We start from the raw sequence: 21,206 nt of genomic DNA on the forward strand, positions 1-21,206 counted from the left end.
GGGCGCGCGTCAGGCGGTGTGGCAGTGGCCCTCGCCGCGCGGCGTCTCCTTGGGGAGGTCCAGCGAGGGGTTGCGGTCGAAGAAGCCGGTCGGCTTGAGGGTGAACCCGCTGTGGTCGACGGGCATGACCGGCCACTCCTCCAGCCGCGGCAGGTGGGTGGGGCCGAAGGTGTGCCAGACGGTCAGCTCGGTGTCCTCCAGCGACTCCCCCGCCGCCGTCCAGCGGGGCAGTCCGGCGCCGCCCGCGTTCTGGTTGGGGTAGTCGCCCGCGGGGAAGCGCCGCTCCGGGCGGTGGCGGGTGACCCACACGTGCTTGGTGCCGTAGGCCATGCGCCGGGCGACCGCCGAGCCGGGCTGGGCGAGGACGACGGGGCCGGGCTGCGGCACGAGCGTGTACGCCACGGGCTTGCCCATGCGGTTGAGGGAGCCGGGGTTGGTGATCCGCCAGCGGCGACCGGCCAGCGGGTCCGCGAGACGGCCGCCCTCGGCGCTGTCGGCGAGCGGGGTGACCCGGGTGGTGAAGACGTTGCCGTTGGGGTTGTCCGGGCCGCCGGGCACCGGGACGACGTCCACCTCCTCCACGGTGTTGGCGTGGCCGTCGACCGCCGCGTCCAGCCGTACGCAGAAAAGGTGCTGGTGGAACGGGGCGAGCAGGCCGGGGGCGACCTCCGTGCCGACCGCGTCGGCCGTGCCGGGCTCGACGGCGGAGGTCTGCACGATGCCGGTGGACTTGGCCTCGAAGCCGATCGTGCCGTCCTGGTGGAAGTACCAGTAGAAGCCGTAGTCGTAGTTGCCGACGGTGGCGATGTAGGAGACCACCAGGCGGCGCGCGCGGCGGCTGTCGGCGGCCATGTCGTTGAAGATGTCGGTGTGCTTCCACAGGAGGCCGTAGTCCTCCTCGTGGATGCAGATCGCGTTGGGCAGCGTCTCGGGGTTGCCGAGGTCGTCGGAGAGGACGGCGTCGAGGTAGGTGATCTCGCCGAGGCAGTCGCAGCCCAGCTTCAGGGCGTTGGCGTTGCGGCCGAGGGAGTACTCGCCGGCGTCGAGGAAGGCGACCCAGTTGCGGTCGTCGCCGGGCTCCGCGTAGGCGACGGCCATCTCGGCCAGTGACGCGCGGTGCAGGACGGGGCGGACGCGGTCGCCGTCCTCGTAGCCGATCTGGTGGAGGACGAGGCCCTCACGGCCGTTGAAGTCGATGCGCAGGCGCCACTTCTGCCAGGTCAGCAGTCGGCCGCTGAGGGAGAAGGACGGCCCCTCGGGCTGGGCGATCTCCAGCGGGCGCAGGTCGGTACGGGCCGGGCCGTTGAACTCGGCCTCGTAGCGGCCGCATTCGGTGGGGACGGGCAGGGCCCCGGTGTCGATCAGGCGGACGACCTTGCGCTCGATGACGTCGACGTCGGCGACGAGCCCGGCCACCGGGTGCGCCCAGGGACTGTCGGAGGCGTCGCAGCGCAGCCAGGTCAGGGAGCGCATCAGGCGCGCGCCGGGGCGGTCCGCCAAGCGCAGCGGGCCGGCGCCGAGGGGCGCGGCGACGGCGAGGTCGAGGTCGGTGACGCCGCGTTCGGCCATGGCCTTGCGCCAGCCGGGATCGGCCTTGACGACCTGCTCGACGATCTCGTACTCCTCGAAGGTGACCGGGGGCTGGCCCTCCTCCGCGGTGTCCAGCGCGCGGTGCGCGACGACGGCGCCCGCCGTGACGTCGACCAGTGCCTCGGCGGCGGCGCCGGTGGCCGAGTCCAGCAGGGTGACGCGCAGCCGGCGCACCACGGGGTCGCCGTCGCGGTGGGCGTCGGCGGTGTGCCGGTCGGGCTCGTCGAGCAGGACGAGCGGGAAGCGGGTCGTGTCGGTGACCCGGCCGTCCTCGGCGAGGATGCGGCGGGCGGCGGATATCTCGTCGGCGGTCAGCGGGTCGAGGGGGTGGGGCGCGGCGGGCGCGGCGTCGGCGTCGGTGTGGCAGCAGGAGGACATGGGACAACCCTCTTGTGGATGTGAGTCGTTGCGCTACGGGGCGGACGGCACTGCGGACCTGGCTGCGGCCCGCCGCCCCCCGGAGGGTGGCGGCGGGCCGGGCACGGTCAGGAGGCGGCGGTCTCCGCGTCGGCGCCCGAGGTCTCCCGGGCCTGCTCGATCCGGAACGCCTCGTTGCCGAGGCCGATGCGGGCGTGCACCTCGGGACGCGTGGCGCGCAGCACCGCCCCGTAGACCAGGCCGGCCACGACGGCGGCACCGATGATGCCGGGCAGCACCCAGGAGACGGCGGAGCCGTCGCCGGCGACCAGGACGTCGAAGTCCTTGACGGCGTAGACGGCGATGACGACGAGCGCGACGCCCGCGAGGGCGGAGGCGACGATGCGCGGCGCCTGGGTGCGCAGCGCGCCGCGGCGCACGAAGTAGCCGATGACGGCGAAGGACGCGGTCGCCAGCAGCACGATGACGCCGAGGGCGCCGACGTTGCCGAACCAGGTGAAGAGCTTCAGCACCGGAGCGGTCGGGTCGTGGTCGGCCGCCGCGCTGCCGTCCGTGACGGCGAAGGCGACCACGAAGCCGAGGGACACCAGCGTCTGCAGCAGCGAGCCGAACGCGGGTGCGCCGCTGGTGGGGTTGGTGCGGCCGAAGGCGGAGGGCAGCAGGCCCTCACGGCCCATGGCGAAGGCGTAGCGGGCGACCACGTTGTGGAAGCTGAGCAGGCAGGCGAACATGCCCGTCACATAGAGGACGTGCAGGATGTCGGTGAAGGCCGTCCCGATGATCGACTCGCTGAGGCCGAAGAGCAGCCCCGGGCCCTGCTTCTGCGACTCCTCGACGATCTGGGACGGGCCGGCCGCGATGCTCAGCGCCCAGGAGCTGAGGGCGAAGAAGACCGCGACGAAGGTGACGGCCAGGAAGGTGACCCGGGCGACCACGACCTGCGGCCGGCTGGTCTCCTCGGCGTAGACCGGCGACTGCTCGAAGCCGACGAAGCTGGCGATGCAGAAGCACAGGGCGGTGCCGAGGCCCGCGCCGCTGAGCGTGCTCGGGTCGAAGGCGTGCAGCGACAGGCCCTCCTTGGCGGGGCTGCCGACGGCGGCGACGTCGAAGATGACGACGAGGGCGATCTCGATGAGCAGGAGGACGCCGAGCACCTTGGCGTTGACGTCGATCTTGAGCCAGCCGAGCGCGCCGACCAGGAGGACGCCCAGGACGGCCGGGATCCACCAGGCGATCGTGGTGTCGAGGTAGGTCTGGAAGAGACCGGAGATCTCGAAGCCGAAGAGGCCGAAGACCGCGAACTGCATGGCGCTGTACGACACCAGGGCGACGAGCGACGCTGCGGCGCCCGCGGTGCCGCCGAGCCCGCGGGCGATGTAGGCGTAGAAGGCGCCCGCGTTGTGGACGTGGCGGCTCATCTCGGCGTAACCGACGCTGAAGAGGAGCAGCACCACGCCGAGGATGACGAACAGCAGCGGCTGTCCGACGATGCCCATCACGCCGTACGTGGTGGGCATGACGCCCGCCACCACCATCAGCGGCGCGCTGGCCGCGACCACCGACAGCAGCAGGCCTGACATGCCGAGGCGGTCGGCCCGCAGGGCTCTCTCCTCGCCTTTGAACGTGCTGATCCCGCTGTTGCCCGTCAGCATGGCGGTTCCTTCCTGGGAGGGGTTGGGTGGTGCTGGTGCGTCATGTGGGGCGGGCCCTAAGCGGAGCCGGGGCCGAGGACGGCCTCCCGCGCGGCGCGGAAGGCCTTCTTGGGGTCACGGTCCGGATAGGCCCACGGGATGCGGGTGGCGTGGGCGCCGATCCGGTTGAACAGGGCCGCGGCCTCGGCACTGCGGCCCTGCAGGAACTGCGCGTGGACGAGGAAGTTGAGGTCGAGTTGGAGGCGCGGGTGGTCGTGCCCGTCGTCGTCGAACTCCAGCCACCAGTCGAAGCCCCGCTTGAGCGCCTGCCGGGCGCGCCAGCCGTCCCAGTGCCCGGAGGTGGCGGGGTCGGCGGGCAGGGTCCCGGCGGTGGCGAGGACGCGGTACAGCTCGGCGTGGGCGACGACCGGGAGGACCGCCAGCGGTGAGCCGGCAGGTGCCTCGCCCGCAGCCCAGTCGGCGAACTCGTACACCTCGTGGAAGGCCTCGCCGTCGGCTGCCGCCTGGGGGCGTTCGGCGAGGCAGGCGGCCATCAGGTGGTGCCCGTGGTGGTGGCTGCGGTGCCGGCCGCGGACCTGGTCGAAGGCGCGTATCTGCTCGTCGTCGCTGCCGGTGTGGCGGGCCAGGATCAGCAGGCAGAGCCACGGGGTGGGGTCGGCCGGGGTGAGCGCGGCGGCGGCGAGGCAGGCCTCGCGGGCCCGTTCGGGCTTCTCCTTGCCCGCGACGACGCGGAACACCGTGGCGCAGGCCAGCAGCGCGGCCGCGTCGGAGCTGCCGGGTTCGGCGAGCTGCCACTCGCGGGCCCAGATGGCGCTGGCGCCGCCCTCGCCGAGGACGACCATGCGGTGGCCCCGGCGGTCCCAGTCGTCGCCGGTCTCGGCGAGCAGGCTGCGTACGGCGGGCCAGCGTCCCTGGGCGAGCGCGGCGCGGGCGTCGGCCAGGGGCTCGTCGTCCAGGGCAGGGTCGAACCGCAGGTCGTCCCGGGAGCGGGAGAAACCGAACGGGGGTGGAGGAGGAGTCATCCTCGGGGTGCCTCCACGGCGCGCACGTGATGTCCGGCCCGGGGCGGGGTTCCCGTTCGGCGTCCGGTGATCGCTTGATCACACAAAGCCAACCGGTATGAGCAGGTCCACTTCAAGCCCGGGCCTGTTGTCTCGATGTAGTCCCGCACGCGTGTCCGAGCGCGGGCGTACGCCCCCCTGAAGGACGGAGGGCGGATCGGGGACGGATCGCGGCGATCGCCTGCGCGGCACGGGTCCCGCCTGATATTCGAACCTACGAACATCAGACGAAGGAGCAATGCCGTGGCGGACGACACCGCGTCGGCGCCGTCCCATCCCCTGGCGTCCGTACGGCGCAGCCACGGCTGGAGCTACCAGGACCTCGCCCGGGTCGTCGCCGACAACGCCCGTGCCCTCGGCGTGCCCATGGCGGCCCGGCGGGAGAAGGTGTGGCGCTGGGAGCACTGGGGCGTGGTGCCGGAGAGGGACAGCCAGCGCGCCCTGGCGCGGGCGCTGGGCGTACCACTGCGCGAGGTCGACGCCCGCCCCTGGCCCGGCTGGTTACCGTCGTTCGACGGCATCCCCGACGGGCTGCCGTGGACCCGGACGGGCGGTCTCGACGCGCTGGACGCCCTGCTGGACGGCGGCGGACGCGACCCGCGCGGCCACCCCGTGCTCGAGGGGGCGGAGTTCCGCGACGCCGTCGCCGACTGGACGGCGGGGACGGACGGCGAGCGGAGCGCGCCGCCGCAGGGCGGCGCGGGTGCGGCCGCCGGGCGGGAGGGTTCCGTCGCCGACGAGGAGACCGTGGCCTGGCTTGAGCGCGGAGTGCTCGGGCTGCGCCGGCTCGACGACCGGCTCGGCGGCGAGGCCGTCCGGCACCGGGTCGAGGCCGATCTGCGGATCGCCCTGGAGCTGCTGCGCCGGGGCCCGTACCGGGGCGTGCTCGACGCCCGCCTGCTGCGCGTCGCCGCCGGCCTGGCTCAACTGGGCGGCTGGGCGGCCACGGACTGCGGACGGCACGGGGCGGCGCAACGGCACTACCTGACCGGGCTGCGCCTCGCGCACGGCGCGCAGGACCGGCCGCAGGCCGCCAACCTGTGGGCGGGGCTGAGCCTCCAGGCGGTGTTCGCGGGCCGTCACGACGACGCGCTCGCGGCGTCCCGGGCCGCGGAGTCCGCGGCGGCGGGCGCGACCTCGCGCACCCGCGCGATGCTCGCCACCCGCCGTGCCCGGGCGTACGCGGGGCTCGGCGAGGACGCGGCGTGCCGGCGGTCGCTGGAGGAGGCGGGGCGGCTGCTGGACACCGCGCCCGGGGACGACGACCCGTCGTGGATCTACTGGTTCGACGAGGCGGAGCTGTCCGCGCAGAGCGGGATCGCGCTGCTGGACCTCGGCCGGGCGGAGGAGGCGGCCCCGCTGCTGGAGAAGGCGCTGGCGATCCAGGACCCCCTCTACCGGCGCGACCGCACGCTCTACACCGCGCGCGCCGCCCTCGCCCGCGCCCGGACCGGCGATCTCGACACGGCCCACGCCCTCACCGGTGACGCCGTGGACCTGGCCCGGGACTGCGGGTCGCCCCGGGTGGCCATCGCGCTCGAGCAGGCCAGGACGGCACTGACGCAGACCCGTTGACGTCCCCCGGGCGCCGCCCGGTGGCGATGCCGCCCCGCGCCCCGCGCCCCGCACGCCGGCGGGCCCGCGCACGCCGGGCCGCCGCGCGGCGCGGTTGCGTCCCGCGGGTCGTGGCAACCCGATGTGCGCCACCAGGCCGCGGGCCGTGTCGTCACATGCTCTCCCCCAGCCTCCGGCCAGGGGTGCCCCACCCAGCAGCGCTGGGGGAGCTCATGTGACGACACGGCCCACGTGACCACCGCCGGGCCCGGCCTGGCGGCCAGGCGGCGCAACCCGAGCGCACGGCACGAGCGGTGACCAAGCAACTCCCAGCGCCGCAACGCAACTCCGCGCGCCGAGCGCCGCACCCCACGCCGAGCGACCGGCGCCAACAACGGCAACGGGCCGGCCACGCGCCTCCGCCGACCGCCTCGCAACCCGACGACGCAACCCACGTGCCCAACGCCTACGACACGAGCGCACGGCACCAGCAGCAACCACGAGCCCCCGCCGCCCCCACGCAGCCCCGCGCAGCCGCCCCCGTCCCACCGCCCGCCGGCAGGGCGGCGGTTCGGGCCACGGCCGCCACACGAGTATCGGGGCCACGGGGCACGGGCCGCGGCGGCGGGCGGTCTGGTGCGGGGCCGTGGGGTCGGCTAGGTTGCCGCGCCATGATGCCGATGGGGACGATGAGACGGGTGTGGACGGCGCTGCTGTGCGGGGCGGCGCTCGCCGCGCTGACGGCGGTCCCGGCCCGCGCGGCGGGTGAACGGCCCGGTCCGCGCTGGGAGCTGAAGGAGACCGGCAGCACGGCCCGGTTCCGCGGGCTGGCGGCGGTCAGCGCGAGCACCGCCTGGGTGGCCGGTTCCGAGGGGAAGGTGCTGCGGACGGTGGACGGCGGGCGCCGCTGGGCGGACGTGTCGCCGCCGGGCGCCGCCGAGTTGCAGTTCCGCGATGTCGAGGCGTTCGACGCGCGGCGCGCGGTGGTGCTGGCGATCGGCGAGGGCGAGGCCTCCCGGGTGCTGCGCACCCAGGACGGCGGCGCTACCTGGACGGAGGCCTTCCGCAACACCGACCCCCGGGCGTTCTACGACTGCGTGACCTTCTTCGACGACCGGCACGGCCTCGCCGTCAGCGACCCCGTCGACGGCAGGTACCGGATGCTGTCCACCGGTGACGGCGGCCGCAGTTGGCGGGTGCTGCCCTCGGCCGGCAGGCCGCCCGCGCTCGTGGGCGAGGCGTCCTTCGCGGCGAGCGGTCAGTGCCTGGTGAGCCGCGGCCCGCGCGACGTGTGGCTGGCGACCGGCGGGGCGTCGCAGGCCCGCGTGCTGCACTCCCGTGACCGGGGGCTGACCTGGACGGCCGCGGCGTCGACGGTGCCGGCGGGCGACCCGGCGAAGGGGGTGTTCGCGCTGGCGTTCCGCGACGCGCGGCACGGCATCGCCGTGGGCGGGGACTACCGGCCCGACCAGGCCTCCCCCGAGGCCGCCGCGGTGTCCCGGGACGGCGGCGCCACCTGGACGCGTTCCGGGCGTCCCCCGGCCGCGTACCGTTCGGGGGTGACCTGGCTGCCGTACTCCTCGCGCGTGGCGATCGCGGTGGGCCCGTCGGGCAGCGACCTGAGCCTGGACGGCGGCCGGAGCTGGCGGACGTTCGACACCGGGTCGTACGACACCGTGGACTGCGCCCCGGACCTGGGCTGCTGGGCCGCCGGTGAGCAGGGCCGCGTCGCCCGCCTGGGGATCGGCCGGGGCGGGGCGGTACTCCCGTAGCCTTCGCCCGGTGAACCGCAGACGTCGCAAGAAGCTGAGCCGGGCCCTGGTGGCCGCGGCGGGGTCCGGTTCCCTGCGCGCGGCCGGGGAGTTGCTGCGCCGGGGGGCGTCTCCCGAGCACGCCGACCCGGTCGGGACGACCCCGCTCTACGCGGCGTCGGTCAATGGCGCGCCCGCCGTGGCCGCGCTGCTCCTGGCGGCCGGGGCGCGGCCGGACACCGAGAGCGGCCACGGCGACGAGGGCACCCCGTTGTGCGCCGCCGCCTGCTGGGGCCACGTGGAGACGGTGCGTCAGCTCCTGGCCCACGGCGCCGACCCAGGGCTGCGCGAGGACCACGGCACCGGGCTCACCCCGCTGGAATGGGCGGAACGCGGTCCGCACCCGGAGACGGCCGAACTGCTGCGCGCGGCGGCAGCGCGGGGGACGGCCCCCACGGAGCGGTGAACGCGGACGCGCCGGTACGGTGCCGCCGGGGCACCGTACCGGCGCGTGACCGGGTCCGTGGTCAGGCGACCGGGCGGCCGCGTCCCCGTCCACGGGTGAGGCTGTAGCCGGCGATGCCCGCGAGCGCGCCGAGCACGCCGCCGGCCGCGGTCCAGATCCAGCGGTCGGACCACCAGCCGCCGCCCCAGCCGTCCTCGGGCTGGGCCAGACCGGCCGGCACCGGGGAGGCGCTGGGGTCGGCCTCGTCGTCCGCGGCCTCGTCGGACTCCTCCGTGGCGGACACGGACGGCACGGCGTTGGGGTCGAGGGTGGCCCCGGCCTTGGCGACGGGGGTGAGCGGGGCGGCGAGTTCGCCGTCGACGGCCTTGGAGCCGCCCGCGTCCGTCGAGGTGGTGCCGACCTGTGCCTGGACCGGCAGGCCGAGGTCCTGGTCCGGGAGCCGCAGCACGGTCAGGCGGATGTAGTACGCGCCCGGCAGCGGGTCGTCGGCCCACGCCTCGGACCACGCGCGGACGGTGCGCAGCCGGCAGCTCAGCTCCAGCTGGGTGTCCTGCGCGGACGCCGTCCTGGTGGGCTTGCCCGAGGTGCACGCCTGACGGCGGCGCAGACCGTCGTAGACGTCGAGCTGCCAGGTCTGGCCGCCGTGCCGGGACGCGGACTCCGGCAGGGTGACGGTCGCGGAGACCGTGGGCACCTCGCCCGCGGCGGCGGGGAAGACCCAGTAGAGGTAGTCACCGGTGGAGGCGCTGGACGGGGCGGTCCGCACCCCCGGCCGGAGGTTGCCCGCGGTGCGGAACCCGGTACCGGGCTGGACGGTCTCCTCGGTGGCCCCGGTGCCGCTCGGGGACGGGCTGGGTGTGGCGTCGTCAGCGGCAGCGGTGCCCGTCCCGGCGGCGAACAGGGCCGCGCCGGCGAGCAGTACGGCGGCCGCCCGGCGCGCCGTTCGGATGGTACGCATCAGTTGGTCCTCCAGACGGCGACGCGCCAGCGCGAGATCCAGCCCCACAGCACACCGGCGACCAGGCCGGTGACGACCAGCAGGGCCAGCAGCCACCAGCCGCGGCCCAGGCCGAAGGAGGCGACGTCGGACGGCTCGTCGGGCGAGGAGACCAGGTCGACGCTGAGTTCGAGCGGCAGGCCCGGGGTGCGCTTCACGGCGTCGGGGGCGGAGAAGGAGTTGCTGACCTCGATGCACACGGTGCGGGCGGTCGCGGCGGCGTCGTCGTCGGCTTCCGGCCAGGCGTAGCGCAGTCCGGAGGAGATGACGTCGGTGCGTCCGCTGCTCGCGTCGGAGCCGCGGACGAGTTCCCGGCCCCCGGTGGTGACGGCCCGTACGAGGACGCCGTAGTCGCGGTTGACGGCGCGGTCGGCGCCGACGCTGACGGAGGCGCGCAGTTCCTGGCCGTCGGTGACGCTCACCCGGTACCAGCGGTGCTCGGTGAACTCCTCGCGGTCGCTGTAGACGCCGGCCCCGAGCAGCGGGGCGTCGGCGCAACGGTCGGCGCCCTGGGTGACGGTGGGGGTGACGACCACGTTGTCGGCCGAGCGGTCGACGAGTTGCTTGATGCGGTCGGAGAGCTGGTCGGCGTGGTCGACGGCGGTGTAGGTGCCGCCGGTGGCCTCGGCGATGCAGCTGAGCTGCTCGCGGATCTTGGTGTTGGGCACCAGGCCGAGGGTGTCGACGACCAGGTGGGTGCCCTCGGCGGCGAGCTGGCGCGCGACCTCGCACGGGTCGAGCGGCTGGCAGGTGTCCTCGCCGTCGGTGATGAGCACGATGCGGCGGGTGCCTTCGCCGCCCGCGAGGTCCTTGCCGGCGGCCAGGAGGGCGGGCCCGATCGGCGTCCATCCGGTGGGGGCGAGGGTGGCGACCGCGGTCTTGGCCTCGGTGCGGTCGACGGAGCCGACCGGGTAGAGGGCCTCGGTGTCGCGGCAGCCGACCTTCTTGTCCTTGCCGGGGTAGTTGGCGCCGAGGGTGCGTATGCCGAGCCGCACCTCGTCCGGCACCGCGTCGATGACCTCGTTGAACGCCTGCTTGGCCGCCGACATGCGGGACCTGCCGTCGATGTCGTCGGCCCGCATCGAGCCGCTGACGTCGAGCACGAGCTCGACCTTGGGGGGCTCGTGGGCGGTCTCGGGCCCGTCGTCCGCGGCGGCCGGCGCCGCGGCCGGGAAGAGCGCGGTGGCGAGGGTGGCCGCGAGGCCGCACAGCCCCACCGCCAGCCGTTTGCTTATGATCATTGGCGGATCCTATGGAAGATCCTCCTCCGCCCCCAACTCGGCCCGGACCGCGCCGCTCCGGCCTTCTCGGGAGCGGACCGCGCCCCGGCCCCGGCACACGGCGCTGACCAGCGGCGGCCCGCGGTCACCTCTCTCGTACGGCTCGACGCACCGTACTGACGGTCCGTCAATTCCGATCACCGCCCCTCCGGCCGCCGCACCCGCGGTAGCCTGCCGGCCGCCCGCGACATCCATAGTGTCCCATTGACGATAAGGGGGTCCTCGTGCGAGGCTGACGCGGCATCACGCCGGGATTCCCTTTCGACCCCCGGGACCGCCGCGTCCGGCCAGGACGGCGTTCGCCCCGGCACCCGCCCTCCGGCCCGTCCCGCACGTGCCGCCGCGCCACCAGGAGGACACCCGTGGCCCACGCCCCCGTACCCCGTCCGCACCTCGACGCGCGGGCCACCGACCGGGCCGCCGGGGTGTTGCTCGGTGCGGCCGTGGGTGACGCGCTGGGTGTGCCGTACGAGTTCAAGGCGACGCTGCGCGAGGACCAGCAGCCGCGGATGATCGGCGGCGGCCTGGGACCGTACGAGCCGGGCGAGTACTCGGACGACACCCAGATGCAGGTCTGCGTCGCCGAGGTGGCGGCGACCGGAGCGGACCTGCGCGAGCAGGCGGCCCTCGACGCGGTCGCCATCAACTTCCAGGAGTGGCTGGGCGAGGGCGCCAGCGACGTCGGCAACCAGACCAGCCTGGTCCTGAGCACCGCCGCCCGCGCACCCGGGTCGGCGGGCACGGCGCTGCGGGAGGCCGCCCGCGAGTACACCGCCGCCCACGCGCGCAGCGCGGGGAACGGCTCGTTGATGCGGACCGGGATCGTGGCCCTCGCGCACCTGGGCGACGCCTCCGCGATGGCCGAGGCCGCCGTCGCCGTCAGCGCGCTCACCCACCCCGACCCCGACTGCGCCGACGCCTGCGTGCTGTGGTGCTCCGGCATCCGCACCGCGGTGCTGCACGGCACCTTCGACGGCGTGCGCGACGGCCTGGCCCTGCTCCCGCCCGAACGCCGGCAGACGTGGGCGGAGCGGCTGGACGAGGCGGAGGCCCACCCGCCGCACCACTTCGCCAACAACGGCTGGGTCGTCCACGCGCTCCAGGCCGCCTGGTCGGCCGTCACCCGCACCGCCGTCCCCGAACTGCGGCCCGCCGAAGGCGCCTTCCCCGCCGGGCACCTGCGCCTCGCCCTGGAGGCGGCGGTACGCGCCGGAACGGACACCGACACCGTCGCGGCGATCGCGGGCGCCCTGCTCGGCGCGCGCTGGGGCTGCTCCGGCATCCCGCTGGAGTGGCAGCAGGCCGTCAACGGCTGGCCGGGCCTCACGGGTGCCGACCTGGTCCGGCTGGCCGTCCTCACCGCCCGGGGCGGGAACGACGACGACGCCGGCTGGCCGTCGGCGCCGCGCTTGCCGACCGGCGGTCACTCCGGCTTCGCCGTACCCCACCCGCACGACGACGGGGTGATCCTGGGCAACCTCGCCCTGGCCCAGGGCACCGGACCGGTCGACGTCGACGCCGTGGTCTCGCTCTGCCGCGTCGGTACGGACCCGCTCCTGCCCGGCACACCCGGCGTCGAACAGGTCCGCGTCTGGCTGGTCGACAGCGAGGGGGCGAACGCCAACCTCCACCACGTCGTGGACCAGGCCGCCCGCCAGGTGCTGCGGCTGCGCCGGGAGGGCAAGCGGGTCCTGCTCCACTGCCATGCCGGGCAGAGCCGCACCCCGGCCGTGGCCGCCGTCTACAGCCACCTGGCCGAGGGCACCGACGCGCGGAGCACGCTGCGGGACCTGCACCGGGTGCTGACCGGTGGCCGGGACCTCCACGCGCACCCCGAACTCCGCTCCGCGGTCCACGATCTGGCCACCCCGGGGCGGGATCGCCGGCCCGACGCGTGAGCGGCGCCCGGCGGCGGGACGGCTCGGCATGGCGCGTTCTGTACTTTGCAAAGCGTCGCGAACATGCTGTGCGGCGGCCTGACGTCATGACAAACTACGCGGAGATCAGCGGTGTTGGAGGAGATTGACCGTGACTGAAGCGCGGGCGGCAAGCGCTCCCACCGTGCTGCGGGTGGTACTCGGCAGACGCCTGCAGGACCTCCGTGAGAGGGCCGGGCTCTCCTACGAGCAGGCGGCCCGCGCCCTGGACGTCACCCACGCCACGGTGCGCCGCATCGAGAAGGCCGAGGTGGGCCTGCGGATCCCGTACGTGGAGAAGCTGCTCCTCACCTACGGCGTCACCGAGCCCGCCGAGATCGCCAACTTCCTGGAGCTGGCCCGTGAGGCCAACCGCCCCGGCTGGTGGCACCGCTTCCGCGACGTGCTCCCGGAGTGGTTCAGCGCCTTCGTCAGCCTGGAGGGCTCCGCCGAGCTGATCCGCGCCTACGAGCCGCACTACGTGCCCGGGCTGCTGCAGACGCCGCAATACGCGGAGGCCGTGCTGCGCGCGGGCCGGCCGCACGCGACGCGGGAGGAGATCGAGCGCGGCGTCGCGCTGCGCATGGAGCGGCAGCGGCTGCTCTCCCGCGACAACCCGCCGCTGCTGTGGGTCGTGATGGACGAGACGGTGCTGCGCCGCCCCATCGGCGGGCCCGAGGTGATGCGCGCGCAGATCGACCGGCTGATCGAGGCGTGCGGGATGCCCCAGGTGCGGCTGCAGTTGATGCCCTTCGCCTCGGGGCCGCACCCCGCGATGTACGGGCCGTTCCACATCTTCCGCTTCCCGCTGCCCGAGCTGCCGGACATCGCCTACGCGGAGAGCCTGATCGGCGCCGTCTACCTCGACGAGCGCGAGGACGTCTCGCAGTTCCGCGAGGCCCTGGACCGGATGAGCGCCCAGGCGCTGCCCGCCGGGCCCACCCGGGAGTTCCTGGAGGAGGCGCGGGCCCGGCTGTGAGGTGCCGGGCCCCGCTCTGCGGCCGTCCCGTCAGCGGGGCATCGCGGCCAGCTTCGCCGCGAGGCCCTCCACACGGTCCCGCCAGACGTCCAGCGCCAGGGCGGCCGGCACGTCGGGGACCCCGGTCTGGGTGAGGACCAGCCGCGCGCCGTGCCCCGTGCCCCGGCTCAGCTCCCAGCGCACGGTGCCCTCGTGGCGGCCGTGCAGGCTCCACGGATAGGCGAGCGCCTCCCGCGGGCGCAGCTCGCTCACCGGCCCGGCGGCGAAGTCGCCCACGACGAACCCGCGCGGCACCGGTCCGCCGACCTCGGGCGCGGTCACCCCGCCGAGCAGGGTCTTCCACACGGTCGCCACGGGCTGGGTCAGCTGCCGCTCGAAGCGGACCAGCCAGCCGACGGGCAGTTCCTCCGCGCTGCCCCGGTCGAGGCCGAACTCCTTGACGTACCGCTCGTGGGCCGCCTTCATGTCGCCCGGCGCGGGCACGGGCTCGCCGGCCAGCTCGGGGTCGATGCCGGCGATGCAGGCGTCCCAGCCGGCGGCGAAGCTGGCGGCGCCGGGGCGGTCGCCGAAGGTGTGGGTCAGGATCAGCACGGAGCCCAGGGACTCCGGCACCACCTCCCAGCGCAGCAGGTCCTCGTCCCAGGTGTAGGCGACGACGTGCGGCGGGTCCCACTCGGTGACCTCGCCCTCCATCGTCTCCCCCTCGCCGTGCCGGAACGGGAAGCGCACCTTGCCGCCCACCCGCGGCTCCATCTCCACGTCGGAGGGGAACCACTTCGACAGGTGCCCGGGCTCGGTCAGGGCCCGCCACACCTTCTCCGGCGGGTGGGCGAGCCGCCGCTCCATCCGCAGCGCGGTGCGGCCGTCCGCGGTGGTCAGCGTCTCGCCGCTGTCCGTGGTCATGGCTCCTCCATCTCGTCGGGCATGGTGTCCAGGTGCCGCTCCAGCGCGTCCAGTCCGGCGCCCCACAGCCTGCGGTACGGCGCGAGCCAGGCGTCGACCTCCCGCAGCGGCTCGGGGCGCAGCTCGTACCAGCGGCGCTGCGCCTCGGCGCGGACCCGGACCAGGCCCGCCTCGCGGAGCACCCGCAGGTGCTTGGACGTACCGGGCTGGCTGAGGCCGAGCTGCTCGGTGAGCTCGCCGACGAGACGGGGGCGCTCCAGGAGCAGGTCGAGGATCCGCCGCCGCGTCGGCTCGGCCAGCACGTCGAAGGGTATGGACACGGTTCCAACATACTCCAGGGGATATATACCCGCAACGGCATGTACGCGCGAACGGGCGCCGGCCGGTCGCCCTCGCGCCCTGGTGCGCGCCCCCGACGGTGGGTCAGAATGTCCGCCGTGACGATCACCACCGCAGAGGCGGACAAGGTCCTGGCCGACAACTTCGCGCCCTGGGTGCGGGATCTGGGGCTCTTCGTCGAGGAGACCGGGGAACGGCACGCGGTGCTGCGGCTGCCGTGGTCGGACCGGCTGGCCCGGGAGGGCGGCGCGCTCTCGGGCCAGGCCCTGATGGCCGCCGCCGACACGGCGACGGTGATCGCGGTGTCCGCGGCCCGCGGCGGCTACGGCCCGATGACGACCGTCCAGCAGTCCACCACCTTCCAGCGGGCGGTCATGGGCACCGACGTCCTGGTCACGGCGCGGGTCACCAAGCTCGGCCGGAGGCTGGCGTTCATCGACGTCGAGCTCACCCCGGAAGGCGCCGACGAGCCCGCGGCGCACGCGACCACGGTCTACGCCTTCCCCGGCTGAGCCGCGGGGGAAGACGGCGAACGCGGGGAACCCGGGGCGGCCGGGCGACCGCGTCCCGCCCGTAAGGCCCCCCTTCCCTCCGGCTTTTCACCGTATCGTGTCGGATTCCCGTCACCTGCGGCGTGGTGGTGCGACAACCCCGCCATCCCGGGAAACCATTGACCTCTCGTCAGGTAATCGGTTTTTTCGGGCTGGAGCGACGTGACTCGACGACCCCGCCGGGTGCGCCTGGCGATCTCGGCGGCGCTGGCGTGGAGCGCCCTGCTCGGCGGCACGAGCGGCGCCGCCGCCGCGGTCGCCGGCGACGGACTGCGCTACGGCGCGACCACCCTGCTCGCGCCGGGCGTGGACTACCGCACCTTCACCTACCGGGGAGCCCACGGCACGGCCCGCGGGCACCTGCTGACGGTGGACCTGCGCGATCCTGGCGTCACCGTGGACCTGCTGCACCCCGGCGTCGTCGCCGGCCGCGGCTCGGTCTCGGGGCTCGCGAACGCCGCGGGCGCGGTGGGCGGCATCAACGCCGACTTCTTCAACATGAGCGAGACCCAGCACCCCGGTGTGCCCGCGACCAGCGCGCCGGTCGGCCCGGCGATCGCCGCCGGACGGGTCCTGAAGTCGGCGGTGCCCCCGGCCCAGCGCTTCGGGCCGAAGCTGCCGCCCGGCACCTCGACCGAGGACGTGCTCGGGGTCGGCACCGACGGCGTCGCCCGGCTCGACCGGCTCCGGCTGGCCGGCACGGTCGCCTTCGACGGGGGCGCGGTGCCGCTCGGCGGCCTGAACCAGTACGCGCTCCCGGTCGGCGGCGTGGGCGCGTACACCTCGGACTGGGGCAGCGCCTCCCGGCTCCGCGCCGCCTGCGGCGACGACACCAGGCGCGGGGCACCCTGCAGCGACGACACCTACGAGGTCACCGTCAGCCAGGGCGAGGTCGTGGACGCCGCCGAGTACCCGGGCGAGGGCGAGATCCCGCCCGACGCGGTGGTCCTCGTCGGCCGGGAGGCGGGCGCGGAGGCGCTGCGCCTGCTGGAGCCCGGCGACGCGGTCGACGTGCGGCAGCGGCTGGTGGCCTCCGTGTACGGCGGCGGGTACCGCTTCGCCGTCGGGGGCTACCCGATCCTGGGCGACGGCGTGCCGCTGACCGGCCTGGAGAACGGCGTCGCGGCGACCCGCACGGCGGCCGGCTACGGCGAGGGCGGGCACGTGATGTACCTGCTGGCGCTGGACGGCAAGGCGGAGTCCGGCACCGGGCTCACGGTCCGCGAACTCGCCTCCCTGATGTCCGGCATCGGCGCGCAGGCCGCGGTCAACCTCGACGGCGGCGGCTCCTCCACCCTCGTCACCCGCGCCCCGGGCGCACCCCGCGTCAAGGTCCGCAACCACCCGGCGGGCGGCACCGAACGGCTCGTCGCCAACGGCATCGGCGTCTTCACCACCGGCTGAGGCCCTTCCGCGCCCGCCCCGGCCTCCGCCCGGGACGGCGCGGAAAGCGGATGCGCACGGCACGGCCGCTTCCGTAGCGTGACCGCATGACCGGTGACCGCGTGACCGACGTTCCGCACATCCTGCACCTCACGGAGCGCTCCCTGTGGGAGGCGGCCCTCGCCTCGGGCAGCTACGAGATCTCGACCCGCGGCCGCACCCTGCGGCAGGAGGGGTTCGTCCACTTCTCGACCCGCGACCAGCTCCCCCGCGTCGCCGCCTTCCTGTACGGCGGCTACGAGGGCCCCGACGAACTCGTGGTGCTGGTCGTCGACCCCGCCCGGCTCGACGTCCCGCTGAGGTACGAGGCCATGCCGCCGCACGGGGAGGAGTTCCCGCACGTGTACGGGCCCGTTCCGGTCGGCGCCGTGGTGGACGTCGAGCCCTGGGGGTGATCCGCGGCCGCGACCCCCGGGTCCGGCGCGCCCGGCCTGCTTCCGCTGCCGGGCCTCAGCCGCCGAGGCCCGGCGCGCCCCAGACGGGGAACCAGCGGGAGAGGTCCTCCTCGAGACGCAGGTCGTCGCCTAGCAGGGCCTTGACCTGGAGTTCCAGGGGGTTGTCGCGCTTCTCCCCGGGAAGCGGGGCGAAGGGGTAGAACGAGCCCCGTTTGTAGAGGTAGACCAGCGCCAGGGAGCGTCCCTCGTCGTCGCGGAAGGCGGCCAGGGAGCAGAGCAGCTGGGGGCCGAAGCCGTGGCCCTCCAGGGCCGAGTTGACCGCGTGGAGGTCGCCGACCAGGGCCGGCAGGTCCTCGGCCGGGCGCCGGACGACCAGCCAGGTGTATCCGTACGCGTCACGCACCGACTCCACCGGGACGGCGCCCTGGCCCTCGTCCATGTCGAGGAGCGCCCGTACGTCCTGCTGGACCTCGGCGAAGGCGCCGCCCTCCACGGCGGCGAAGCACACCGACCCCACGCCGGTGGGCCGGAAGCCGGCCGCGGCCTCGAGGGTCACGGCCGCCGAGGGGAGCCCGAAGAGCCGGTCCAGGTCGGGCCTGACGGGCTTGCTGCGGCCGAGCAGCGCGTCCAGGATCCCCATCAGCGCCGCCCCAGCTCGACGGAGATCCGGCCGAGCTGCTGCAGCCGCTGCTCCAGGGTGGGGTGCGTGGACAGCAGCTGGGCCAGGCTCTGGCCGCCGGCGAAGGCGGGGACGAAGTAGAAGGCGTTGAAGGGCTCGGCCTTGCGCAGGTCCTCGGTGGGGATGCGGGCCATCTGGCCGGAGACCTTGGTGAGCGCCGAGGCCAGGACGGAGGGCCGCCCGGTGAGCAGCGCGGCGGAGCGGTCGGCGGACAGCTCGCGGTAGCGGGACAGCATCCGGGTCAGCAGGAAGCTGACGCAGTAGACGAGCGCGCTGACCAGCGGGATGAGGATGACCACGAGCGCCGTACCGGGATCGCGGCTGCTGCGGCCGAGGCCGCCCCACAGGCCGACGCGGGTGACCACTCCGGCCAGGACGCCCAGGAAGGAGGCGATCGTCATGACCGCCACGTCCCGGTGGGCGACGTGGGAGAGTTCGTGGGCGATGACGCCTTCCAGCTCCTCGGGCTCCAGCCGGCGCAGCAGCCCGGTCGTGGCGCACACCAGGGCCGCCTTCTCGTTGCGTCCGGTGGCGAAGGCGTTGGGGACGTCGCTGTCGGCGATCGCGACGCGGGGTTTGGGCATGTCGGCCAGGGCGCAGATGCGGTCGACGACACCGTGCAGTTCCGGGGCCTGCTCGGGCGTGACCTCGCGGGCGCCCATGCTGAAGGCGGCGATCCGGTCGCTGAACCAGAACTGGGCGACGAACAGCCCGCCCGCGACGATCAGGATCAGCGGCCACGCGCCGCGCAGCAGCGCCAGCAGGACGCCCACGAACACGACGTAGAGCAGCCCGATCATGAACATGGTGACCACCATGCGGGTGGTCAGCCCCCGGTCGGGGGCGAAGCGGGTCCTGTCCATGGCCCCTCCCGTTCCTTCGGGCCGCCGGCCGCGGCTTCGTGCTCCGCTGTCGATTGTGCCTCCGCGCGGACGCGAACGGCGGGGGCGGAAGCGCGGCCGGCCCGTGGTGCTCAGCCTGCCGGGTCGAGGGTGAGCTTGCCGTAAGTGCGCCGGGCCCGCAGGTCCTCGTGGGCCCGGGTGACCTCGGACAGCGGGTACCTGCCGCCCTCCTGCGGCTTCAGCCGGCCGTCGGCGGTCATGGCCAGCAGCTCGGCCATCGGCTCGCGGTACATGCCGGGGCGTCCGAGGCAGTGCATCAGCCAGAAGCCGACGACGGCCCGGGAGCGGCCCATCAGCTGCGCCGCCTGGACCGGGGTCGGGGGTACGCGGGAGGCGAGTCCGTACGTCACCAGGCGGCCGAAGGGGGCGAGCGCGGCCAGCGAGGCGTCGAAGACCGGGCCGCCGGTCATCTCCAGCACGATGTCGACCTTCTTGCCGCCGTTGGCCTCGACGAGCCGCTCCTTCAGCCCCGCCGCGTCCGTGGAGTCCGCCTCGATCGCGACGTCCGCGCCGAGCTCCAGCGCCAGGTCACGCTTCTCCTTGGACGACGCGGTGGCGATGACCCGTCCCGCGCCGAACTCCTTGGCGAGCTGTACGGCGAGCGAGCCGGTGCCGCCCGCGGCCGCGTGCACGACCACCGACTCGCCCTCGGCCATGCGCGCGGAGGTACGCAGCAGGTGCCACGCGGTGAGGCCCTGGACGACCAGGGCGAGCGCCTGGCCGTCGGTGACGCCGTCGGGCACGTCGTGGGCGAGGTACTCCTCGACGACGGCCCGCTCGGCGTAGCCGCCGTTGTCGGTGAGGGCCACGACGCGGCGGCCGCCGACGGTGCGGCCGACCACCTCGGCGCCGGGCACGAGGGGCAGGGTGGCCTTGGAGAGGTAGGAGTTCTCCACCAGGTGCGTGTCGGCGTAGTTGACGCCCGACGAGGAGACCTCCACGAGCAGCTGTCCCGGCCCCGGCACGGGTTCGGGCAGCTCCACCTGCCGCAGTACCTCCGGCCCGCCGAACTCGGTGATCTGGATCGCGCGCACCGCGACTCCCTCCGCGTACGTACCTGTGTCGTCCGGCGCCACGATATCCCGTAACACCGACCAGTCGGTATGTGACCTCCCCGAAGCGCCGGAAGGGCAGGGTGCGCACCGGGCACCCGGGCACCGCACACCGTCCCACGCCGTCATGCGTCCCTCGCCCGGGGCACCACCGCCAGGAGACGGCACCCGTACGGTGTCGGTGATCCTCCCGCCGGGCGCGTCCGGTCCCGCCCCGTACCACGGGACGGCCGGACGCGCCGACGGATGAGCGGTACGGGTCGCCGCACCGTATGGTCGTGCGTAGGTACGGCCGGGGCAGCGCCGGGGAGCGCCTCACGGCAGCGCGGGCGACCGCGGCGACCGGAAGGGCACGAACGCATGTGGCGGCGCCTCCCAGTGCGTCAGATCGTCGGTGTGGCACCGCTGTTGCTGGTGGCCCTGATCGTCCTGCGGCAGTGGCCGACGGTGGACGCCGGCACCGACCGGCTGGGTTCCGCCGACGCCGAGTGGCTGCTGGCGGCCGGGGCCGCGACGCTGCTCGCCTGGGTGTGCTCGGCGGCCGCGCAGCAGGGCGCGGTGCTGGAGCAACTGCCGGCGGGGCGCCTGCTGGCCACCCAGTTCGCCGCCTCGGCGGCCAACCACATCCTCCCGGCGGGCGTCGGCGGCAACGCCGTCAACCTGCGCTTCCTGCTGCGCTGCGGTCTGTCCCCCAGCCGTTCCGCGGCCGCGCTGACCGTGCGGGCGCTGGCGGCCTGTGTGGTGCGGGTCGGACTGCTGGCCGTCCTGCTCGCGGCCTTCCCGCACGCCCTGGACATGCGCAGGGTCGTACCCGGGCGGCCCGGGCTCACCCTGGCGCTGGCGGCCGGCGCGGCGCTCTGCCTGGTCCTGGCCGTCCTGCTCTCGGTGCGCCACGTCCGGCGCACGGTCCGCTCGTTCCTCGGCACCGTCGCCACCGACGTCCGCGCGGTGCACGGCCGTTCGGCGCGGGTGGCGGCGCTGTGGGCCGGCTCCTTCGCCTTCCCGGTGATGCACGCCGCGGTGCTGGTCGCCGTCGTGCGCTCGCTGCACGCGCCGGTGCCGGCCGCGCACGTGGCCGTGGCGTACCTGGCGGGCAGCGCGGCGGCGGCGCTGCTGCCGACCCCGGGCGGGCTCGGCTCGCTGGACGTGGCGCTGGTCCTGGCACTGGTCACCGCGGGCGCCACCGGGGTGGCGGCGACCTCCGCGGTGCTGGCGTACCGCATCGTCACCGTATGGTTGCCTCTGCTCCCTGGTGTGCTGGTGCTGGCCGCGCTGGTCCGCCGGCGGGTGCTGTGAACCGTCCGGAAAGGGAAGTCCC

Annotated in this window: 19 protein-coding genes; 9 read left to right on the forward strand and 10 right to left on the reverse strand. The window is 74.9% G+C overall.

Features of this window, described 5'->3' with window-relative positions; translation table 11 throughout:
* Positions 1–9 precede the first annotated feature (9 nt).
* The 3 genes from ACZ7MY_RS19370 to ACZ7MY_RS19380 all read right to left on the reverse strand — a co-directional run bounded on the left by ACZ7MY_RS19370 (position 10) and on the right by ACZ7MY_RS19380 (position 4,642).
* Positions 10–1,968 carry a primary-amine oxidase gene (locus tag ACZ7MY_RS19370; RefSeq protein WP_499603173.1) on the reverse strand — a complete coding sequence of 653 codons (1,959 nt, stop codon included), beginning with the start codon at positions 1,966–1,968 and terminating at the stop codon, positions 10–12.
* A gap of 107 nt (positions 1,969–2,075) precedes the next feature.
* Complete coding sequence (locus ACZ7MY_RS19375) at positions 2,076–3,620, reverse strand: APC family permease (protein ID WP_499603174.1); 1,545 nt, start codon at positions 3,618–3,620, stop codon at positions 2,076–2,078.
* A gap of 56 nt (positions 3,621–3,676) precedes the next feature.
* Positions 3,677–4,642 (reverse strand): hypothetical protein, encoded by a 966-nt coding sequence (locus ACZ7MY_RS19380; protein ID WP_499603175.1) that lies wholly within the window; start codon positions 4,640–4,642, stop codon positions 3,677–3,679.
* A 282-nt stretch (positions 4,643–4,924) separates the two neighbouring features.
* Between ACZ7MY_RS19380 and ACZ7MY_RS19385 the strand changes: the two genes are divergently transcribed.
* From ACZ7MY_RS19385 to ACZ7MY_RS19395, 3 genes are all read left to right on the forward strand, one after another.
* Complete coding sequence (locus ACZ7MY_RS19385) at positions 4,925–6,256, forward strand: NsdA family TPR-like regulatory protein (RefSeq protein WP_499603176.1); 1,332 nt, start codon at positions 4,925–4,927, stop codon at positions 6,254–6,256.
* Positions 6,257–6,915: 659 nt separating this feature from the next.
* Positions 6,916–8,007: a WD40/YVTN/BNR-like repeat-containing protein gene (locus tag ACZ7MY_RS19390; protein WP_499603177.1), complete on the forward strand. Its 1,092-nt coding sequence runs from the start codon at positions 6,916–6,918 to the stop codon at positions 8,005–8,007.
* Between the two features lie 10 nt (positions 8,008–8,017).
* On the forward strand, positions 8,018–8,452 hold the full coding sequence (locus ACZ7MY_RS19395) for an ankyrin repeat domain-containing protein (protein WP_499603178.1): 435 nt from the start codon (positions 8,018–8,020) through the stop codon (positions 8,450–8,452).
* A gap of 61 nt (positions 8,453–8,513) precedes the next feature.
* On the opposite strand, the gene ACZ7MY_RS19400 is transcribed toward ACZ7MY_RS19395, so the two are convergent.
* Together ACZ7MY_RS19400 and ACZ7MY_RS19405 are read right to left on the reverse strand one after the other, a co-directional pair.
* The gene (locus ACZ7MY_RS19400) at positions 8,514–9,410 is read right to left on the reverse strand and encodes a hypothetical protein (RefSeq protein WP_499603179.1); all 897 of its coding nucleotides are present in this window, start codon (positions 9,408–9,410) and stop codon (positions 8,514–8,516) included.
* Positions 9,410–10,690, reverse strand: coding sequence for a VWA domain-containing protein (locus tag ACZ7MY_RS19405; protein ID WP_499603180.1), 1,281 nt, complete (start codon positions 10,688–10,690; stop codon positions 9,410–9,412). Before ACZ7MY_RS19405 ends, ACZ7MY_RS19400 begins: the two co-directional genes overlap by 1 nt.
* Positions 10,691–11,091: 401 nt before the next feature.
* Here ACZ7MY_RS19405 and ACZ7MY_RS19410 point away from each other — a divergent pair, with 401 nt between their 5' ends.
* Positions 11,092–12,627, forward strand: a complete 1,536-nt coding sequence (locus ACZ7MY_RS19410) for an ADP-ribosylglycohydrolase family protein (RefSeq protein ID WP_499603181.1) — start codon at positions 11,092–11,094, stop codon at positions 12,625–12,627.
* Between the two features lie 130 nt (positions 12,628–12,757).
* Complete coding sequence (locus tag ACZ7MY_RS19415; protein WP_499603182.1) at positions 12,758–13,624, forward strand: Sco1979 family transcriptional regulator; 867 nt, start codon at positions 12,758–12,760, stop codon at positions 13,622–13,624.
* 30 nt (positions 13,625–13,654) lie between these two features.
* On the opposite strand, the gene ACZ7MY_RS19420 is transcribed toward ACZ7MY_RS19415, so the two are convergent.
* Both ACZ7MY_RS19420 and ACZ7MY_RS19425 read right to left on the reverse strand, forming a co-directional pair.
* Positions 13,655–14,527: an SRPBCC family protein gene (locus tag ACZ7MY_RS19420; RefSeq protein ID WP_499603183.1), complete on the reverse strand. Its 873-nt coding sequence runs from the start codon at positions 14,525–14,527 to the stop codon at positions 13,655–13,657.
* On the reverse strand, positions 14,524–14,847 hold the full coding sequence (locus tag ACZ7MY_RS19425) for an ArsR/SmtB family transcription factor (protein WP_499603184.1): 324 nt from the start codon (positions 14,845–14,847) through the stop codon (positions 14,524–14,526). Before ACZ7MY_RS19425 ends, ACZ7MY_RS19420 begins: the two co-directional genes overlap by 4 nt.
* 117 nt (positions 14,848–14,964) lie before the next feature.
* Here ACZ7MY_RS19425 and ACZ7MY_RS19430 point away from each other — a divergent pair, with 117 nt between their 5' ends.
* From ACZ7MY_RS19430 to ACZ7MY_RS19440, 3 genes are all read left to right on the forward strand, one after another.
* Complete coding sequence (locus ACZ7MY_RS19430) at positions 14,965–15,378, forward strand: PaaI family thioesterase (RefSeq protein ID WP_499603185.1); 414 nt, start codon at positions 14,965–14,967, stop codon at positions 15,376–15,378.
* A gap of 201 nt (positions 15,379–15,579) precedes the next feature.
* Positions 15,580–16,821 carry a phosphodiester glycosidase family protein gene (locus tag ACZ7MY_RS19435; protein ID WP_499603186.1) on the forward strand — a complete coding sequence of 414 codons (1,242 nt, stop codon included), beginning with the start codon at positions 15,580–15,582 and terminating at the stop codon, positions 16,819–16,821.
* A gap of 86 nt (positions 16,822–16,907) precedes the next feature.
* The gene (locus ACZ7MY_RS19440; protein ID WP_499603187.1) at positions 16,908–17,255 is read left to right on the forward strand and encodes a DUF952 domain-containing protein; all 348 of its coding nucleotides are present in this window, start codon (positions 16,908–16,910) and stop codon (positions 17,253–17,255) included.
* A 55-nt stretch (positions 17,256–17,310) separates the two neighbouring features.
* Here ACZ7MY_RS19440 and pspAB read toward each other — a convergent pair whose 3' ends face one another.
* The 3 genes from pspAB to ACZ7MY_RS19455 all read right to left on the reverse strand — a co-directional run bounded on the left by pspAB (position 17,311) and on the right by ACZ7MY_RS19455 (position 19,870).
* Entirely contained in the window at positions 17,311–17,895 is a 585-nt protein-coding gene (gene pspAB, locus ACZ7MY_RS19445) for a PspA-associated protein PspAB (RefSeq protein WP_499603188.1), read from the reverse strand.
* Positions 17,895–18,797 carry a zinc metalloprotease HtpX gene (gene htpX, locus ACZ7MY_RS19450; protein ID WP_499603189.1) on the reverse strand — a complete coding sequence of 301 codons (903 nt, stop codon included), beginning with the start codon at positions 18,795–18,797 and terminating at the stop codon, positions 17,895–17,897. The genes pspAB and htpX overlap by 1 nt, the downstream gene beginning before the upstream one ends.
* Before the next feature lie 110 nt (positions 18,798–18,907).
* A complete protein-coding gene (locus tag ACZ7MY_RS19455) occupies positions 18,908–19,870 on the reverse strand; it encodes a quinone oxidoreductase family protein (RefSeq protein ID WP_499603190.1) in 963 nt (320 codons plus the stop codon).
* A 414-nt stretch (positions 19,871–20,284) separates the two neighbouring features.
* On the opposite strand from ACZ7MY_RS19455, the gene ACZ7MY_RS19460 reads away from it, so the two are divergent.
* Positions 20,285–21,184, forward strand: a complete 900-nt coding sequence (locus ACZ7MY_RS19460; RefSeq protein ID WP_499603191.1) for a lysylphosphatidylglycerol synthase transmembrane domain-containing protein — start codon at positions 20,285–20,287, stop codon at positions 21,182–21,184.
* Positions 21,185–21,206: the final 22 nt, after the last annotated feature.

The sequence above is a fragment of the Streptomyces sp. NPDC111520 genome, from assembly GCF_055635295.1.

Coding starts and splice junctions, on each gene's coding strand:
- ACZ7MY_RS19370 (WP_499603173.1), bottom strand. CDS start 1,968: ATGTCCTCCTGCTGCCACACCGACGCCGACGCCGCGCCCGCCGCGCCC.
- ACZ7MY_RS19375 (WP_499603174.1), bottom strand. CDS start 3,620: ATGCTGACGGGCAACAGCGGGATCAGCACGTTCAAAGGCGAGGAGAGA.
- ACZ7MY_RS19380 (WP_499603175.1), bottom strand. CDS start 4,642: ATGACTCCTCCTCCACCCCCGTTCGGTTTCTCCCGCTCCCGGGACGAC.
- ACZ7MY_RS19390 (WP_499603177.1), top strand. CDS start 6,916: ATGGGGACGATGAGACGGGTGTGGACGGCGCTGCTGTGCGGGGCGGCG.
- ACZ7MY_RS19400 (WP_499603179.1), bottom strand. CDS start 9,410: ATGCGTACCATCCGAACGGCGCGCCGGGCGGCCGCCGTACTGCTCGCC.
- ACZ7MY_RS19405 (WP_499603180.1), bottom strand. CDS start 10,690: ATGATCATAAGCAAACGGCTGGCGGTGGGGCTGTGCGGCCTCGCGGCC.
- ACZ7MY_RS19420 (WP_499603183.1), bottom strand. CDS start 14,527: ATGACCACGGACAGCGGCGAGACGCTGACCACCGCGGACGGCCGCACC.
- ACZ7MY_RS19440 (WP_499603187.1), top strand. CDS start 16,908: ATGACCGGTGACCGCGTGACCGACGTTCCGCACATCCTGCACCTCACG.
- pspAB (WP_499603188.1), bottom strand. CDS start 17,895: ATGGGGATCCTGGACGCGCTGCTCGGCCGCAGCAAGCCCGTCAGGCCC.
- htpX (WP_499603189.1), bottom strand. CDS start 18,797: ATGGACAGGACCCGCTTCGCCCCCGACCGGGGGCTGACCACCCGCATG.